Annotated in this window: 17 protein-coding genes; 9 read left to right on the forward strand and 8 right to left on the reverse strand. The window is 69.7% G+C overall.

The window, feature by feature from the left end:
* Positions 1 to 68 precede the first annotated feature (68 nt).
* Positions 69 to 1,244: an acyltransferase gene (locus IEY70_RS00995; RefSeq protein WP_189063103.1), complete on the reverse strand. Its 1,176-nt coding sequence runs from the start codon at positions 1,242 to 1,244 to the stop codon at positions 69 to 71.
* 81 nt (positions 1,245 to 1,325) lie between these two features.
* Positions 1,326 to 2,438 carry a prephenate dehydrogenase gene (locus IEY70_RS01000; RefSeq protein WP_189063104.1) on the reverse strand — a complete coding sequence of 371 codons (1,113 nt, stop codon included), beginning with the start codon at positions 2,436 to 2,438 and terminating at the stop codon, positions 1,326 to 1,328.
* Between the two features lie 144 nt (positions 2,439 to 2,582).
* On the opposite strand from IEY70_RS01000, the gene IEY70_RS01005 reads away from it, so the two are divergent.
* Together IEY70_RS01005 and msrA are read left to right on the forward strand one after the other, a co-directional pair.
* On the forward strand, positions 2,583 to 3,335 hold the full coding sequence (locus IEY70_RS01005) for a TSUP family transporter (protein WP_189063105.1): 753 nt from the start codon (positions 2,583 to 2,585) through the stop codon (positions 3,333 to 3,335).
* A gap of 126 nt (positions 3,336 to 3,461) precedes the next feature.
* The gene (msrA, locus tag IEY70_RS01010) at positions 3,462 to 4,010 is read left to right on the forward strand and encodes a peptide-methionine (S)-S-oxide reductase MsrA (RefSeq protein WP_189063106.1); all 549 of its coding nucleotides are present in this window, start codon (positions 3,462 to 3,464) and stop codon (positions 4,008 to 4,010) included.
* Between the two features lie 112 nt (positions 4,011 to 4,122).
* Here the strand turns inward: msrA and IEY70_RS01015 are convergent, their stop codons facing one another.
* Positions 4,123 to 4,827: an MOSC domain-containing protein gene (locus IEY70_RS01015; RefSeq protein ID WP_229777529.1), complete on the reverse strand. Its 705-nt coding sequence runs from the start codon at positions 4,825 to 4,827 to the stop codon at positions 4,123 to 4,125.
* Positions 4,828 to 4,977: 150 nt separating this feature from the next.
* Here IEY70_RS01015 and IEY70_RS01020 point away from each other — a divergent pair, with 150 nt between their 5' ends.
* Together IEY70_RS01020 and IEY70_RS01025 are read left to right on the forward strand one after the other, a co-directional pair.
* Positions 4,978 to 5,391, forward strand: a complete 414-nt coding sequence (locus IEY70_RS01020; protein WP_229777530.1) for a hypothetical protein — start codon at positions 4,978 to 4,980, stop codon at positions 5,389 to 5,391.
* Entirely contained in the window at positions 5,388 to 5,729 is a 342-nt protein-coding gene (locus IEY70_RS01025; protein WP_189063107.1) for an RNHCP domain-containing protein, read from the forward strand. Before IEY70_RS01020 ends, IEY70_RS01025 begins: the two co-directional genes overlap by 4 nt.
* 91 nt (positions 5,730 to 5,820) lie before the next feature.
* Here IEY70_RS01025 and IEY70_RS01030 read toward each other — a convergent pair whose 3' ends face one another.
* Positions 5,821 to 6,306 (reverse strand): response regulator, encoded by a 486-nt coding sequence (locus IEY70_RS01030; protein ID WP_189063108.1) that lies wholly within the window; start codon positions 6,304 to 6,306, stop codon positions 5,821 to 5,823.
* Between the two features lie 228 nt (positions 6,307 to 6,534).
* Between IEY70_RS01030 and IEY70_RS01035 the strand changes: the two genes are divergently transcribed.
* The 3 genes from IEY70_RS01035 to IEY70_RS01045 are packed head-to-tail and all read left to right on the forward strand — an operon-like array spanning position 6,535 to position 8,438.
* The gene (locus tag IEY70_RS01035; protein WP_189063109.1) at positions 6,535 to 6,975 is read left to right on the forward strand and encodes a damage-inducible protein DinB; all 441 of its coding nucleotides are present in this window, start codon (positions 6,535 to 6,537) and stop codon (positions 6,973 to 6,975) included.
* Positions 6,972 to 7,544 carry an inosine/xanthosine triphosphatase gene (gene yjjX / locus IEY70_RS01040; RefSeq protein ID WP_189063110.1) on the forward strand — a complete coding sequence of 191 codons (573 nt, stop codon included), beginning with the start codon at positions 6,972 to 6,974 and terminating at the stop codon, positions 7,542 to 7,544. Before IEY70_RS01035 ends, yjjX begins: the two co-directional genes overlap by 4 nt.
* Positions 7,545 to 7,592: 48 nt before the next feature.
* The gene (locus IEY70_RS01045; protein WP_189063111.1) at positions 7,593 to 8,438 is read left to right on the forward strand and encodes an MBL fold metallo-hydrolase; all 846 of its coding nucleotides are present in this window, start codon (positions 7,593 to 7,595) and stop codon (positions 8,436 to 8,438) included.
* 96 nt (positions 8,439 to 8,534) lie between these two features.
* Here IEY70_RS01045 and argC read toward each other — a convergent pair whose 3' ends face one another.
* From argC to IEY70_RS01060, 3 genes are all read right to left on the reverse strand, one after another.
* A complete protein-coding gene (gene argC / locus IEY70_RS01050) occupies positions 8,535 to 9,584 on the reverse strand; it encodes an N-acetyl-gamma-glutamyl-phosphate reductase (protein ID WP_189063112.1) in 1,050 nt (349 codons plus the stop codon).
* A gap of 120 nt (positions 9,585 to 9,704) precedes the next feature.
* The gene (gene secD / locus IEY70_RS01055) at positions 9,705 to 11,999 is read right to left on the reverse strand and encodes a protein translocase subunit SecD (RefSeq protein WP_189063113.1); all 2,295 of its coding nucleotides are present in this window, start codon (positions 11,997 to 11,999) and stop codon (positions 9,705 to 9,707) included.
* A 96-nt stretch (positions 12,000 to 12,095) separates the two neighbouring features.
* Positions 12,096 to 12,440, reverse strand: coding sequence for a hypothetical protein (locus tag IEY70_RS01060; RefSeq protein WP_229777531.1), 345 nt, complete (start codon positions 12,438 to 12,440; stop codon positions 12,096 to 12,098).
* 267 nt (positions 12,441 to 12,707) lie between these two features.
* Here IEY70_RS01060 and IEY70_RS01065 point away from each other — a divergent pair, with 267 nt between their 5' ends.
* Complete coding sequence (locus IEY70_RS01065; RefSeq protein WP_189063114.1) at positions 12,708 to 13,322, forward strand: hypothetical protein; 615 nt, start codon at positions 12,708 to 12,710, stop codon at positions 13,320 to 13,322.
* Positions 13,323 to 13,413: 91 nt separating this feature from the next.
* On the forward strand, positions 13,414 to 14,619 hold the full coding sequence (locus IEY70_RS01070; RefSeq protein ID WP_189063115.1) for a DoxX family protein: 1,206 nt from the start codon (positions 13,414 to 13,416) through the stop codon (positions 14,617 to 14,619).
* 68 nt (positions 14,620 to 14,687) lie between these two features.
* Here IEY70_RS01070 and infB read toward each other — a convergent pair whose 3' ends face one another.
* A complete protein-coding gene (infB, locus tag IEY70_RS01075; protein ID WP_189063116.1) occupies positions 14,688 to 16,469 on the reverse strand; it encodes a translation initiation factor IF-2 in 1,782 nt (593 codons plus the stop codon).
* Position 16,470 lies beyond the last annotated feature (1 nt).

Raw genomic sequence — 16,470 nt, forward strand, 5'->3', positions numbered from 1 at the left:
ACCCACCCGAATCTGACTCGAACCCGAAGCTGACCTGAACGAACCGGCCTGAACGAACCGGCCGGGCGTCAGCGGCCGAACAGCAGGGTACTGACGCGGCCGAGCGGTCCCTTCAGCAGCAGGCGGCCCAGCAGGGCGGGCAGCAGCAGCGCGGTCAGGGCGTACGCGGCCGACAGGAGCGCCACGTCCAGGCTGGTGCCGGCGGGCGCGTGGCGGCGTTCCAGCCATTGCAGCAGCGCCGGGTGCAGCAGGTAGATCTGCAGGCTGACGGTCCCCAGCACGGCCAGTCCCCTGCGGAGGCGCAGGCGGCTGCCCTGAAGCCACTGCGCCAGCCCCAGCAGCGTCACGGCCATCAGGGTCGTGAAGGCCCACGTGGCCGCGTTGTACTCCAGCGGCGCGACGGGCGTGCCGCGCACGAACGACATGGCCGCCGGGAGGTACCACGCAAAAGAGGCCAGCAGCAGCGGCAGGATCACGACCCGGCGCCTGCGCCACCACGCCGGGAACTCGTCCAGGCGCGCGCCGACCGCCATGCCCACCAGGACCGGCAGCAGGTACCACAGCACCGTGCTGGCCGGGAACGGCAGCTGCAACTCGCTGCGGTTCAGGAAGTACGCGCCCATCTGCACGGCCGCGCCGACCAGCAGCGTCAGCGAGATGCTGGGTTTCAGGCGCGCCAGCGGCAGCAGCAGCGGAATCAGCACGTACACCTGCAATGCCACCAGCAGGAAATACAGGTGGTAACTGGCCTTGCCGTACAGCAGGTACAGCGTGACCTTGTCCGGGTCGGTCAGCGTGGAGGCTGGACGCTGCCCGGTCCACACGTACCACAGCATGTACAGCCCGCTCCACAGCAGGTACGGCCACGCGCCGCGCGTCAGGCGCCGCGAGAAGTACCGGCCCGGCGCGAAGCGTTTCAGGAGACTGCGGGTCAACACGACCGCCGACAGGAACACGAACGCCGGAACCGCGAAGTGCAGCGTCCGGTTGATCAGCGCCACCAGTTCGTGCATCTGCGAGCCGGGAGTCAGGTGCCGCAGCGCCATGCCCGACGCGTGGTGCAGCACCACCTCGATGATCGTGAGGCCCCGGAACACGTCGATACTCGTGAGCGGCGCGGCCCGCTTCGCCTCGGACGGCGGCGCGGCCTGCTCCGCCGGAAGGCTGGGGGAGGGCAGGGACGGTGCAGATTCGGACTGAGCCGGAACAGCAGGAATGGAGGATGGGGGAACGGACTCAGGCATGAACCCCCCTACCGTACCGCATCCCCCCCAGCGGACACCCCCGCCGGACCACCCGCGCCGGACCACATGTGTTCTCGGCGTTCAGGAACGTCCGCGCACCTCGAAGCCCGCGTCCGCCAGGATGCCCGCGGCGCGCTGCACGTCCTCGGGGGATTCCAGGCCCAGCCGGACCGCGCCGCCGTCCTCGCGGATGGCGAGCACCTCGATGTCCTTGATGTTCACGCCGTGCGCGCCGAGCGTCTGCGTGACCGCGCCCAGCTGGTTCGGGCGGTCCGGGACGGCCACCACCAGATCGTGCCGTTGCGGCAGCAGGCTGCGCTTCACGATGGGCAGGCTGTCGCGGGTGCGTTTGCCTTCCAGCGCGGCGGCCAGCAGTTCCTCCGGTTCGTCCAGGTCCGCTTCCAGACGCTCCAGTTGCCCCCGGAATCGGCCCAGGGCCTCGCGCAGCGCCGCCTTGTTCTCCACGACCATGTCGCGGCTCATGCGGGGGTCGCCGCTCGCCACGCGCGTCAGGTCACGGAACCCCCCGGCGGCCAGCAGGCTCAGGCGTTCGTCACGGGCGACCATGTGCGTCATGGCGAGGCTCGTCAGGTACGGCAGGTGACTGATGGTCGCCACCAGCGCGTCGTGCGCGTCGGGCGGCATCACGACCGGCGCGCCGCCCAGCCCCTCGACCAGCGTGCGCGCGCGGCTCAGGGCGGTCAGGGGCGTGTGATCGGTGGGGGTCAGCACCCACACGGCGTTCTCCAGCAGGGCCGCGCGGGCGTGCGTCACGCCGCCCCGCTCGCTGCCGGCCATCGGGTGGCCCGCCACGAAGGACCGCACGCCCAGCCGCTCCATCTCGGCCGCGATGCCGCCCTTCACGCTGCCCACGTCCGTCACGAGTGCGTGCGGATTCAGGAACAGCGCGAGGTCACGGGCCAGCGGCGCCAGCGCCCGCATCGGCGCGGCCAGCACCACCAGGTCCGCCGCGCGCAACCACTCGCCCGGCGCGGTCTGAATCTCGTCGACCACGCCCAGCGCCAGCGCCTCGCGCAGCACCTCGGCGCTGGCGTCCAGGCCGATCACGCGCCGCGCCAGCAGCCGCTGACGCAGGCCCAGCGCCACGCTCCCGCCGATCAGGCCCACGCCCGCCACCACCGCCGTCCCGAACATGAAAGGCGAATCAGCCGTGCTGGATGGATCGAACGTCATGACGGCGAGGCTACCACGCCCCCGCGCGCCACCCGGCCGGGGCGTCTGAACACGTCAGGGCGCGCGGGTGAGGGGTGCAGGGGCCGCGCAGGGCCGGCTCCGTTCACGGCGCACGCGCACGCCTCCCCCTGCTAGATTCCGCTGGTGCCTGGACCTGAAGTGCTGCTGTACGGCCTGCCGCTCGCCTTCCTGGCGGGCTTCATCGACGCGGTCGCGGGAGGCGGCGGCACGATCACGCTGCCCACCCTGTTCCTGATGGGCCTGAGTCCCGCGCAGGTGGTCGCCACGAACAAACTGCTGGCGATCTTCGGGTCCGGCAGCGCCACCGTGCAGTACTGGCGCAAGGGGCACGTGGAGCGGCCGCTGGTGCTGCGCCTGATCCCGCTGGCCCTGACCGGCAGCGCGCTGGGTGCGTTCCTGGTGCAGTTCGTGAACCCCGACGCCTTCCGCACCCTGATCGGCGTGGTCATCCTGGGCGTGGGCGCGCTGGTCCTGGCGAACAAGTCCTTCGGCCTGGAGGACCGCTACCCAGGCCTGAGCGCCCGCACGCTGGCCGTCACGCTGCCCGGCGCGCTGATCATCGGCGCGTACGACGGGTTCCTCGGGCCGGGCACCGGAACGTTCCTGATGTTCCTGTTCGCCCTGGCGGGCTTCAACCTCGTGCGGGCCAGCGGGAACGCCCGGACCATCAACTTCGCCACGAACCTCGGCGCGTTCGTGTTCTTCCTGATCGGCGGGCAGATGGTCTGGTGGATCGGCCTGCCGATGGGTGTCGCCAACGCGCTGGGCGCCGCGCTGGGCGCACGCATGGCGATGCTGCGCGGCAGCGCCTTCGTGAAGTGGGTGTACGGCGTGATCGTGCTGCTGGTCGCCGCGCGTCTGTTCCTGGCCCGGTAGTTCCTGGCCCGGGTGGGCGGCACACCCGTCGGGCATGGCGCCACCGCCAGCGCCGCTGCCACCGCTGCTGCCCTAACCGTGCCTGCGCTTCCGGTGTGCAGCGGCGCGGCGCGGCAGAATACGCCCATGACGAATCCCAGTGGAACGCAGCAGGCCATCCTCGCCGGAGGGTGCTTCTGGTGCACCGAGGCGGTCCTGAAGGACGTGCGCGGCGTGCAGAAGATCGAGAGCGGCTACATCGGCGGGCACACCCCCAACCCCGACTACCGCAGCGTGTGCAGCGGCACCACCGGGCACGCCGAGGCGGTCCGCGTGACCTTCGACCCGGCGCAGGTGGACTTCCGGGACCTGCTGGGCCTGTTCTTCGCCACGCACGACCCCACCAGCCTCAACCGGCAGGGCGCCGACACCGGCACGCAGTACCGCAGCGCCGTGTTCCCCCTGACGCCCGAACAGGACACCCAGACGCGCGAGGTGATCGCAGACCTGACCGCGCAGGCCGCGTTCGACCGGCCCATCGTGACCACCATCGAGCCCGCCACCGAGTTCCACGTGGCCGAGGACTACCACCAGGACTACTACGCGAACAACCCGCGCCAGCCGTACTGCGTGGCCGTCATCGCCCCGAAGGTCGCCAAACTCCGCACCTACTACGCCGACCGCCTGAAAGGCTGAACTGAATCCGGGGCCGCCCTGTCCAGCCGGGCGGGGCGGCCCCTGCCGTGCGTGTGTTCCGGGCAGGTGGCCTTCGCCGCAGATGGCGGTCGGCCCACTTCCGACTGTCTTCCTACTCGCGTTTCTCCAGTTTCGACAGCCGTTTCAGCAGGTCCGCGCGGCTGCGTTCGGCCAGCGGGTACTCCAGCAGGCCGCGCAGGTCGTCCGGCGTGACCGGCTGCCCCCGGAAGGTGCCGTGCAGGTCCAGGTCGAACAGGTCCCCGATGCTGGGCGCGCCGTCCAGCGTGGCGGGGGCCAGGGTGATCGGGTCGCCCGCCTGCACCGTTCCGGGCTGAAGCACGCGCGCGTACAGGCCGGGCCGCCGTGCCTGCGCGAACCGCCGCGCGAAGGTCAGGTCGCCCAGGTGCGCGGCCAGCGTGGCGCAGGGAATGCGGGGCGCCGTGACCTCCAGGATCACGTCGTCCGGCCCGGCGCCCAGGTGCAGGCGGTCTCCCACCCGGAAGTCCGCGCTGCCCGTCCCGCCCACCGTGAAGTTCTCGCCGAACAGGCCGGGCCTCACCGCCAGTCCCTGCGCGGCCCACCAGTCGTAATCGGCGCTGGTGTACAGGTACGCCGCCTGCCCCGGCCCGCCGTGATGCCGGGTGTTCAGGACGTGATCGCCGTCCAGTCCCAGCGTGCCCACCGGTACGGGTCCGACCACCGGGCGCTTGTCGATGCCGCTGCGAGCGGCGCGCGCCCCGACCTTCAGTGGCGCCGCCTGCCCGACGTTCACGTGCTGAAGGTGCGTCATCCGGGGCGGCGGGGGCTGGGTGGTCATGCCCGCAGGGTACGGCATGGGCCGGGCCGGTTGGTGGGCTGGTGACCTTCGCCCTCGTCTGCGGCGCGGCGGTGTGATGGAATAAGGGTTGTGAGTTCGAAGCCCCGCCCCTCCCGTACCGACCCTCCCGCACGGCCGGGTCCGTCCCCGTTGCCTGCCCCCGATGCAGCGCTGGCGCAGGCGGGCCGCGTGCCGACCCTGGCGGTCCTGATGGCCCTGCTGATGACCAGCGCCACGCCGTTCCTGGCTGGCCTGTTGCAGGGTCAGACGCAGCACCTGGGCCGCAACGTGCTGTACACCTGCCTGACCGTGTTCCTGCTGGGCATGGTGTGGCGCGGCAGCGTGTGGGCGTGGCGCCTGACCGTGAGTTTCTCGATGGTGGCGGGCCTGCTGGTGTTCATCGTGGGCATGCTGGCGGGCGCGGCCGCGTGGCAGGGCTGGCTGGTCAGCGGGGCGGGACTGGTGTACCTGCTGCTGGGCACGGCGCTGGTGGGCACGGCGTCCATCCGGGCGTTCCTGGATACCCGCTGGGCGGCCCGCAGCCGGGCGCGGGGGCGCGCGTGAGCGGGCGGCGGTTCACGGTCGTCGGCACGAACAACTCGTTCACCTGCGGGCACTGCGGCGCACAGGTCGAGCCGCTCCGGAACGGCAGCGTACGCAACCACTGCCCCGAGTGCCTGCACAGCCGTCACGTGGACGTGCTGCCCGGCGACCGCGCCTGCACCTGCCACGGCATCATGGAACCCGTCGCGGTCGATCAGAGCGGCAAGAAAGGCTGGATGATCACGCACCGCTGCCAGAAGTGCGGCTTCGAGGGCCGCAACCGCGCCGCGACCGACGATCCCGCGCAACCCGACAGCTGGGACGCCCTGATCGCCGTCAGCGCCCGCAGGCGCGACTGATACGGACTCGGATTGAATGGGCTGCAAAGCCCGTTTGGTCCGAGCGGACGCGAGTGGAATCCGTATGGTCCCGGCCCCCCCGGCGCTGCCCTCAGCCCAGGCGGGGCGGCATGCGCACGATGGTCAGCATGTACTGCCCGAGTGCCTGGATCGCCTCGTAGAAGCGGCCGAACTCGACGGGTTTCACCACGTAGCTGGCCGCGAACGCCTGGTACGAGCGCAGGATGTCCTCCTCGGCCTGACTGGTGGTCAGCATGATCACGGGGATGGTCATGAGGTCGGGGTCGCGTTTGAGTTCCTGCAGGAATTCCAGGCCGTTCATGCGGGGCATGTTGATGTCCAGCAGGATCACGTCCGGGCGCGGAATGCGCTGGGGGGCGGGCAGGCCGTCTGCCGGGAGGGTGCCGCGCAGCAGTTCCAGGCCTTCCACGCCGTCACGGGCGACGTGCAGGTTGTTCAGCACGCCGGCTTCCGCGAACGCTTCGCGGGTCAGGACGATGTCGGGTTCGCTGTCCTCGACCAGCAGGATCTCGATGGGGGTCGGCGGGAGGAGGTGTGGGCTGTGGGCTATGGGCATGGCGGGTTCCTTGGGACGGCGGGGTGCGCGGGTCGCTCTGGGAGCGTGGGGTGTGGGGGTGGCGGGCGGCGCCGCGTATGGGTCAAGTCTGACAGTTGCTGGTGTGCGCTGCCGTCAGCTGGACTTTACGCAGCCGCCACGCAGCCTTGATGCTCCCTTGACCAATACTGTACTGCTGGTCAGTTGTGGTGGGTAGGGTGGTGCGTGCGGGTGCGCTAGCCTCCGGGCATGACTGACCCCCACCCGACCCTGCTGCAACTGTCCCTGCTGGGCGGCGCGTCGTTCCGTGAGGTCACGCAGTTGCTGGGCGACCTGAGCTGGGCCGAGGCCAGCGCCCCGCACGCCGGGCTGCCCCGCACCCTGGCCGACGTGATCTGGCACCTGAGCGTCACGCAGCGCGCCAGCCTGAACATCGCCTCCGGACGCGCGGACGGCTGGCCCGACGACCTGAACGTCTGGCCCCCGGCGCCACTGACCGAACCTGATTTCACGGCGGCCCTGGCGGACCTACTGGCCGGACTGCCCGAGGCGCAGGCCCTGGCCCGCGATCCCAGCAGCCGCGCCCGCGACGTGCTGACCGATCTGGCCGTGCACAGCGCGTACCACTGGGGGCAGGTGGCCCTGCTGCGCCGCCTGACCGGCACGCTGCCTGCCGGGGCGGGCGCGTGAGCGTGTTCGTGGGCTCGCTGAACCCCGGCAAGGTTCAGCCGGTGCAGGAGGTCTTCACGGCCCTGGCGGCCGACCTGGGCCTGCGCTCACCGCTGTCCGTGCAGGGCGTGAGCGTGCCCAGCGGCGTGCCGGACCAGCCGCTGGGGGTGGAGGAAACGGCGCTGGGCGCGACCAACCGCGCCTCCGCTGCGCTGGCACAGCCCGGCGCGCTGTGGGGCGTGGGCCTGGAGGGCGGCGTGCGCCTGGATGAAGGGGGCAGGGGCTGGCTGTTCGGCGTGGTGGCCGTGGCGCACGCGTCGGGCGTGAACGTGGGCCGCACGGCGGAGCTGCCGGTCCCGCCTGCCATCCTGCCCGGCGTGCTGGCGGGCCGGGAACTCGGGACGCTGATGGATGAACTGCTGGGCACCCGTGACCTCAAGCGCGGCGTGGGCACGGTCGGGGCGCTGACGGGCGGCCTCGTGACCCGCCCGGACGTGTGGCGGCAGGCGCTGGCACTCACGCTGGCCCCGTTCCTGCACCCGCACCTGTACCCGGACGGGCCGTCGTCGGGGCTGTCCCCGCACGGGTAAACGCTGCACCCGGCCCACACCTAACGAACGTCTGTTAGGCTCTGGCGCATGTCCTGGAATCACACCCGCCAGATCGGCCAAGCGCAGGTTCATTCCCTCACCGACGGGCAGTTCCGCCTCGACGGGGGCGCCATGTTCGGCAGCGTCCCCAGGGTGCTGTGGGAACGCGCCGCGCCCGCCGACGACCTCAACCGCATCCGCCTGCGCATCAACCCCCTCCTGATCCAGCTGGGCGGCGAGAACATCCTGATCGAGACCGGCTTCTGGGACCAGGGCGGCGAGAAATTCGAGGGCATGTACGCCCTGGACCGCGACGAGACCGTCTTCCGTGGCCTGGACCGCCTGGGCCTGACCCCAGGGGACATTCACCTCGTCATCAACACGCACCTGCACTTCGACCATGCCGGGCGCAACGTCACCCTGCTGGGCGACCCGACCTTCCCGAACGCCCGCTACGTGGTGCAGAAACAGGAACTCCACGACGCCCTGCACACCCATGAGCGCAGCCGCGCCAGTTACGTGCCCGCGTACATCGAACCCATCCGGGACGCCGGGCTGTTCGATGTCGTGGACGGCGAGCACGAACTGCGCCCCGGCCTGAGCGTCCTGCCGCTGCCCGGCCACAACCTCGGCCAGCAGGGCGTGGTGCTGCGCAGCGAGGGCCAGACGCTGGTGTACGTCGCGGACCTGATTCCCACCCTGGCGCACGCGCCCCTGCCGTACATCATGGGCTACGACCTGTACCCGGTCACCACCCTGGAGACCCGCAAGGCCCACCTGGGCGCGTGGTTCGAGCAGAACGCGACCATCTGCACCCCCCACGACCCGGACGCGCCTTTCGCCCGCCTGCACGAGAACCCAAAGGGGGGCTTCACCCTGCAAGCGGATAGCTGACAGCCGGCAGCAGAAGGCCCGCCCGGAATATCGGGGCGGGCCTTCCGTTGCAAACCTGGGAATGGGGGCGGGTCAGACGACCGGCCCACTCCGCGCTTACGCCGGGTGCAGTCCCGCGAATTCCAGTCCGGTCGTTTCGGGCCAGTCCAGGGCGATGTTCAGGCTCTGGATGGCGTGCCCGGCGGTGCCTTTCACCAGGTTGTCGATGGCCGACATCAGGACGACGCGCCCGGTGTCCTGGTCCATCTCGAAGCCGATGTCGCAGTAGTTCGTGCCGTCGAGCAGCATGGGGTCCGGGTAGCGGTGAATGCCCTTGGCGACCTTCACGATGCGGATGAAGGGCTCGGCGCCGTACACCTCGCGGTAGGCGCTCCAGACGTCGCGGTCGCTGTAGCCGTCGGGAATCCAGGCCTGCGCGGTCGTCAGGATGCCGCGCACGCGCGGGGTGCTGATGGCGGTCAGGTGCAGCGGGAAGTGTCCCGGCAACTCCTGCTGCGCCTCGGCGGTGTGGCGGTGCCCGACGGGTTTGTACACCCGCAGGCTCCCGGCCCGCTCGGGGTGGTGAGAGGAGTCGCTGGCGCTGGCCCCGGCGGCGCTGCTGCCGACCAGTCCGGTCGCGATGATGTCCTTGGGCAGCAGCACGCCCAGTTTCAGCAGCGGGTACAGCGCCAGGATGACGCTGGTGGCGAAGCACCCGGCGCAGGCGATGCGGGTCGCGCCGCGCAGGTCCTCGCGGTGCAGTTCCGGGTTGCCGTACACCCACTCACCCAGTTTGTCGGGAGTGGGGTGGTCCTCGCCGTAGGTCGCGCGGTACACCTCTGGGTCTTTCAGTCGGAAGTCGGCCGAGAGGTCCACGATGATCTTGCCCCTGGCCTCGTACTCGCTGATCTTCTTGGCGGCGCTGCCGTGCGGGAGGGCCAGCACGATGATGTCGGCCTCGTCGAGTTCGGCAGCCCGGCGGAACTTGAGGTTGGTGCGGCCGCGCAGGTTGGGGTGCACCATGCTGACGGGGGTCCCGGCGTTGCGTTCGCTGGTGACCTGCGTGACGTTCAGGTGGGGGTGGTTCAGGGCGAGGCGCAGGAATTCGCCTCCGGCGTAGCCGCTGCCGCCGACAATGGCGACCGTCTTCTGGTCATGCGTGCTCATCGCCGCGCAGCATACCCTGCCCCGCCGTTTCCTGTCGAGTGACATGTGTAACCCGGCATGCGCGTATCAAATGAAAACCGCCCCCGGAGTGACCCAGGGGCGGCCTTCAGACAGGAACGCTCAGGCTTTCGCGGGCTGCGAACCTTCCTTGCGGCGGCGGTTCCACTCCTCGAAGTACACCACCAGCGGCGCCACGATGTAGATGCTGGAGTACGTCCCGATGACGATCCCGATCAGCAGCACCAGACTGAAATCACGCAGCACCGGCCCACCGAAGATCAGCAGGCTCAGCAGCGGCAGCATCGTACTGATCGACGTCATGATCGTGCGCGACAGCGTCTGGTTGATGCTGGCATTCACGATCTCACGGTACGGACGTCCACGCATCTCCTTGATGTTCTCGCGGATGCGGTCGGACACGATGATCGAGTCGTTCAGCGAGTACCCGATCAGCGTCAGCAGCGCCGCCACGCTGGCAATCGAGAACTCCAGCCCCAGCAGCGAGTACAGACCCATCACGATCGCCACGTCGTGCACGACCGCCAGGATGCTACCCATCCCCATGATGAAGTCGAAACGGAAGCCCACGTACACCAGAATCAGGGCCATGCCCAGCAGCACGGCGTACAGCGTCTTCTGCGTCAGCTCCTGCCCGACCGCCGGGCCGACCGTCTCACTGGACTGCACCTCACCCTGCGGGAGTTTCGTGATGGCCGCCGAGAGTGTCTGCACCTCGGCGCTCGTCAGTTCCGGCACCTTGATGGTGTACGTCGCGCCACCCACGCCGGGCGTCACGTCACGCTGAATCACGGTGCTCTGCCCGTTCACCTTCTCCACGCCCGCCCCGGTCGCCGCCGCACGCACCTGCTCGGTGGTCGTGTCGCCGCTGGCCTTGATGGCGATGGTCGTGCCCGACGTGAAGTCCACGCCGTAATTCATGCCCTTGGTCGCCAGGATACCGCCGCCCACGATGGCCAGCAGCACGCTGAGGCTCGTGATGATCGGCGCGGGCCGGATGAAGTCGATCTTCGTGTTCTTGATCCACTGCGGGGCGCTCATGTTCGGTTTACGCTGCGCGAGCCACTCCATGAACCACTTCGCGAACACCAAGTTCGAGAACGTCGCCGCGATCACGCCGATCATCAGCGTCACCGCGAAGCCCTTCACGGGACCGGTCGAGTAGTTGTACAGCGCCAGCGCCGACAGCAGGTGCGAGGCGTTCACGTCCAGAATCGCCGCCGTCGAGTGCTCGTACCCCGCCCCGATGGAGTTCTTGATGCCCTTGCCACGGTACAGCTCTTCCTTGATGCGCTCGAAGGAAATCACGTTCCCGTCCACGGCCGCGCCGATGGTCAGCACCAGACCCGCGATGCCCGGCAGGGTCAGGGTCGCGCCGAAGCCCGCCAGCATGCCCAGAATCACGATGCTGGAGAACAGCAGCCCCAGCGCGCCCACCAGCCCGAACCACAGGCCGTAGTACGCGAACAGCATCACGAACACCGCCACGATCCCCACCACGGCCGCAATCGCGCCGCTGCGGATCGCGTCGGCACCCAGCGTCGGCCCGATGGCCTTCTCGGCCTCGGTCTTGATCTTGATGGGCAGCGCCCCGGACTTCAGCACCAGCGCCAGCTGACTGGCCTCCTCGGCATCGAAGTTCCCGGTGATCTGCACGTCACGGAACAGCCGCTGCTGGATGTTCGCCACGCTCTGAATCTGATCGTCCAGCACGACCGCCATCAGCCGGTTCACGTTCTTGCCCGTGAACTCCCCGAACGTGGCGGCACCCTTATCGGTGTTCTGGAAGGTCACCACCCAGCGCCCGGACTGGGGGTCCGTGGCGCTCTGCGCGTTCTCGATGACCTCACCCGTCGCCTCGACCGGCCCCAGCTGCGCAAGCGTGTACCCGCCGCTGCGCGGGTTGCTCTGCGCCAGCGCCGGGTCCGGCTGCGCGTTCTGCTGCACGATCCGGAACTCCAGTCGCGCCGTCTGCTGAATGATCTCGCGGGCGCGCTGCTGCACGGCCGGCGTCGCACCCGGAATCTCCACGACCACGCGCTTGCCACCCGCGACCGTCACGGTCGGCTCGGCCACGCCCAGCGCGTTCACGCGGTTCTCGATGACGGTCTTCACGCGGTCCAGTTCATCCTTGGTGGCCGTGCCCGACTCGGGCGCCAGCTCGATCCGCAGGCCACCCTTGAGGTCCAGGCCCAGCGTGATGAACTGGAACTTGTCGTTCCAGACGCTCCAGAGGTTGTCCTTGTGATCCCACGGACGCCAGATGTACGCCACGCTGGCCAGCAGCACCAGCAGCAGCAGCAGGCCAGTGATCAGGTTCGGTTGACCGGACGACGGTCCGGCGCGGCGCGGCGGCGGACGCCGCCCGTTCTTGTTGCGGTTGTTGCTGTAAGTCACGGAAATACTCCAGAAAAAGAAAGGAAAGGATGCGGTTGGTCCCGCCGGCACCTCACGGCCGTCAGCGGACACCAGTTCAGGGCAGACGGGGCCGGTTCAGCCGCCATCCGACTGCCGCCGCCCCAGCACGCTCAGGTCCGGCCCGGCCAGCGGCGCGGGCCACACCCACGGCCGCGCCAGCGCCAGCAGCCGCGACACGGGCAACCGGTACGGTTCCGGGGCCGGTGCGGGCGGGAACGGCACCGGCGTGACCGGCGACGGCGCAGGCCGCGCCTCCGGCAGGGCCGGCGTGAACCGACCCGCCGACACGCGCGCCCCCACGTCCGGCGCGGGCACCGGCGCGCCCAACAGCACCGCCAGCACCGACATCAACGTCAGCACTCCAGGCCACGCATGCAGGCGCACCTGCCACGCGGATACGGAAGACAGCAGACGGTTCAAAGCGCCGCAGCATATCAGACCCGCCCTTCACGTGACCCCCACCTGCCCACCATGCCCACCTGCACACCACCTTCCTGAACACCATGCGCGGCGCCCACCCGGATTAGCCGCCCCTTAACACGCGCCGGGCAGACTGCACGCGTGGCCGAACTCCGGAGCAGGCCACGCGCACCAGCCAGCACCCTCGTGTGGTCCCGCCGCGTCATGAACGGCCGGCCGCGCACCGCCCAACCCATCCCCCCCTCAAGTACCACGGAGCGTGAACCCATGAAGAACCAACTGAACCGCCTGCCCCTGATCGCCCTGGCCGCCCTGCCCCTGACCGTGGGTCTCGTGTTCGCCCAGCAGGGCAACGCGGGCACCGGCGCCACCACGGCCAGCGACACCACCGCCCAGGCCCCGCAGCGCGTGCAGCCCGCCCAGCCCGGCCAGCGCAACCAGCAGGGCCAGAATGGGCAGGGCCAGACGCAGCAGGGTCAGACTCAGCAGGGTCAGCCCGGCGAGCGGCCCCAGCGCAGCGGCACCAACTACGCCGACGCGTTCATCAAGAACCTCGCCGCGCAGCTGAACACCACCCCCGAGAAGCTCAAGGCCGCCGCCACCAAGGCGGGCGCGGCCACCATCGACGCCGCCGTGAAGGCCGGGGACATCCCCGCCGAGCGTGCCGCTGACATGAAAACGCGCCTCGCAGAGAACCCCTTCGCGTTCGGCGGCGGACGTGGTCCCGGCGGCCGTGGCGACCACGGACCCCGTGACGGGAACGGTGCCCGCGACGGTCAGCGTGGCCCGCGCGGTCAGCAGCCCGGCGCTCCGGCCGGCAGTGCGGACCAGGGCAGCACCGACCAGGGCAGCGCCGCCGCCGACAGCACCAGCGGCACCTGAACCCTGAGCCCCCAGAAGCCCCCCGTCCCCGTGGCGGGGGGTTGGTCATGTGAGGCGCACACGCCGTCAGCGGGCAGGCACAATCGGCAGGGTGATTGCCTCTGCTCTCAGGACCACCCGCATCCCGCCCGGACTGGGCCTCCGCTGGCTGGCGTGCTGGCTGCTGCTGACCCTGCTCGGTTGGTACGGCGTGACCCTGACACCCCTGGCCCGCACCCTGGCCGGAGAGACCGGGCCGCCCCTGACCGGCGAGCCGCCCAGCGCCTTTATCCTGTTCGGCCTGAACGCGGGACTGGCCCTGATTGTCGCCCTCGCCTGGGGCCGCGCCGAGGGTGACCGGGGCTGGACGGCCCGCGCCGCCCCGTGGATCATGCGTGCGGCGCGGCTGTTCCTCGCGTACGTCCTGTTCGCCTACGGCTGGCAGAAGGTGTTCCTGCTCCAGATGCCCCAGCCGGACCACAGCGACCTCCTGACCCGCTTCGGGCAGATGAACCACATGGGCCTGCTGTGGCGCACGGTCGGCGCCTCGCCGCTGTTCCAGTTCGTGGGCGGCGCGCTGGAAGTGCTGCCCGCGTTCCTGCTGCTGCACCGCCGCACGGCGCTGGCCGGGGCGCTGCTGGCCGTGCCGGTCATGAGTTTCGTGCTGCTGCTGAACCTGGGTTTCAACGTGTTCGTGAAACTCGGGGCCGCGAACCTGCTGCTGCTGGCCGTGGCGATCCTGTGGCCGCACCTGCCGAATCTCTGGCGCGCCGTGCGGAACGAACCCACCCGGCCGCTGCCCGCCCCGCCGGGACTGCCCGGCCCCCGCCCGCTGCGGGTGCTCGCGCGGCTGGCAGTCGCGGGGTACGTCACCTGTGCGCCCCTCCTGACCACCCTGGACTTCGTGCAGAAGTGGTCCCCCCGGCCCGTTCCCCATGATCTCGCGGGCGTGTACCGCGTGACCGCCGACTCCCGACCCACCCCGGATATCGCGAACGACTGCCGCTGGCGTACCCTGGCCCTGGATGCCCACCGCACCAGCCTCGCGCCGCTGTACCGCACCGAGTGGATGAACTGCCCGGACGCTCGCGCCACAGGAGCCGGACGCTACGAGGTCAGCGGGCAGACCCTCACCCTGACCCCAGCAGGCGGCTCCCCGCAACGTCTGCGCTGGGCGCGTCAGGGCGCGCAACTCACCCTGACCGGCCAGGAGAACGGCACTCCCTTCACCGTCACCCTGGAACCCGCGCCCGCCCGCGACACCCGCCTGCGTGACGACCACTGGCGACTGTTCATCACGCCCGCCGCGAAAGAGTGACCACCACAAAGGACCACCACAAAGAAAGCCGGAACCCCACGCGGAGGTTCCGGCTTTCACGGTGAAGCTTAGTTCTGCTCGACTTCCACCATCTCGCTGGCTTCGATGATGTCGCCTTCCATCACGTCGTTCCAGTCGAGGTTGATACCGCACTCGAACCCGGTCCTGACCTCGCGGACATCGTCCTTGAAGCGCTTGAGGCCCACGACGGTGCCCTCGTACACGACCTGCTTGCCGCGCGTGACCTTGGCCTTGGCGTTGCGCTTGAAGAGACCGTCGGTGACGTAAGAACCGGCAATGGTGCCGCTCTTGGGGTGCTTGATCAGCATCCGCACCTCGGCGCGGCCCAGGTACTGCTCCTCGAACACGGGTTCGACGTTGCCCTTGATCAGGCGGTCGACCTCGTCGATGAGTTCGTAGATGATCCGGAAGGACTTGATGTCCACGTCCTTGCTGTCCGCGACCTTCTTCACGCCGCCCGAGGCGGTCACGCTGAAGCACAGGATGGTCGCCTCGGCGGTGCTGGCCAGCAGCACGTCACCCTCGGTGGGCGCGCCGATCCCGGCGAGCATCACGTTGATCTTGACGTCGTCGCTTTCCTTGCGGGCCAGGATGCCCTGGATCGCCTCGACGCTGCCCTGCGTGTCGGCGCGCAGGATCAGGTTCACGGTGCGCACACTGCCGAGCGGCCCCATCATTTCTTCCAGGGTCAGGCGGCGCTGCACGCGGGCGTTCTCGGCGTCACGGCGGTCACTGGCGCGCTGCGCGACGATCTCGCGGGCGGCGTGCTCATTCTTGGCGCTCTGGACTTTCTCGCCGCTGCTGGGCACCTCGCTGAAGCCCAGGACCTGCACGGGCGTGCTGGGTCCGGCTTCCTTGATGCGCCCGCCGTTGCTGTCGGTCATGGCCTTGATCTTGCCGTAGTTCTCACCGACGACCAGGAAGTCGCTGACGTGCAGCGTGCCTTCCTGCACCATGACGGTCGCCAGTACGCCCGCCTGCTTGTCGACCTTGCCCTCGATGATCACGCCGCCGAAGGTTCCCTTGGGGTCGGCGCGCAGGTCCTCGAGTTCGGCGGTCAGGCTGATGTACTCCAGCAGGTCCTCGACGCCCTCGCCGGTCTTGGCGGAGACGGGCACGACCACCAGGTCGCCGCCGTACTCTTCGGGCACGAGGTTCAGCTGGGTCAGGTCGGTCTTCACGCGTTCCGGGTCGGCCTGCGGCAGATCGACCTTGTTGATGGCGATCAGCATGGGCACGTTCGCGGCCTGCGCGTGCGCGATGGCCTCGCGCGTCTGGGGCATCAGGGAGTCGTCGGCGGCGATCACGATGATCGCGATGTCCGCGACGTTCGCGCCGCGCGCGCGGATGGTCGTGAAGGCCTCGTGGCCGGGCGTGTCGATGAACACGATCTTGCCCTTGCTGGTCTGCGCCTCGAACGCCCCGACGTGCTGGGTGATGCCCCCGGCTTCCTTGGCGGCGACCTTGGTCTTGCGGATGTAGTCCAGCAGGCTGGTCTTGCCGTGGTCCACGTGACCCATGATCGTCACGACCGGCGCGCGGTGCGGAATCTCACTGGCGTCCGCCTGCGCAGGCGCGCTGGCAGGAGTGCTGGCGGCGGGTTCGGTGGCCTGCGGCTCGGGCTGCGCCGCCTGGGGCGCTGCGGGGCTGGCGCCGCCGGCCTGCGCGGCTTCCTCGGCCAGCATTTCCTTGATCAGTTCCACGGTTTCTTCCTCGATGGTGCTGCTGACGCTCTTGTACGAGACGCCCAGACCGTCGAGCAGTTCCAGCATCTTGGCATTCTCGACGCCAAGATCCTTGGCGAGGGTGTAAATTCGAACTTTCGACATG

The organism is Deinococcus seoulensis (genome assembly GCF_014648115.1).
Classification (GTDB): Bacteria; Deinococcota; Deinococci; order Deinococcales; family Deinococcaceae; genus Deinococcus; species Deinococcus seoulensis.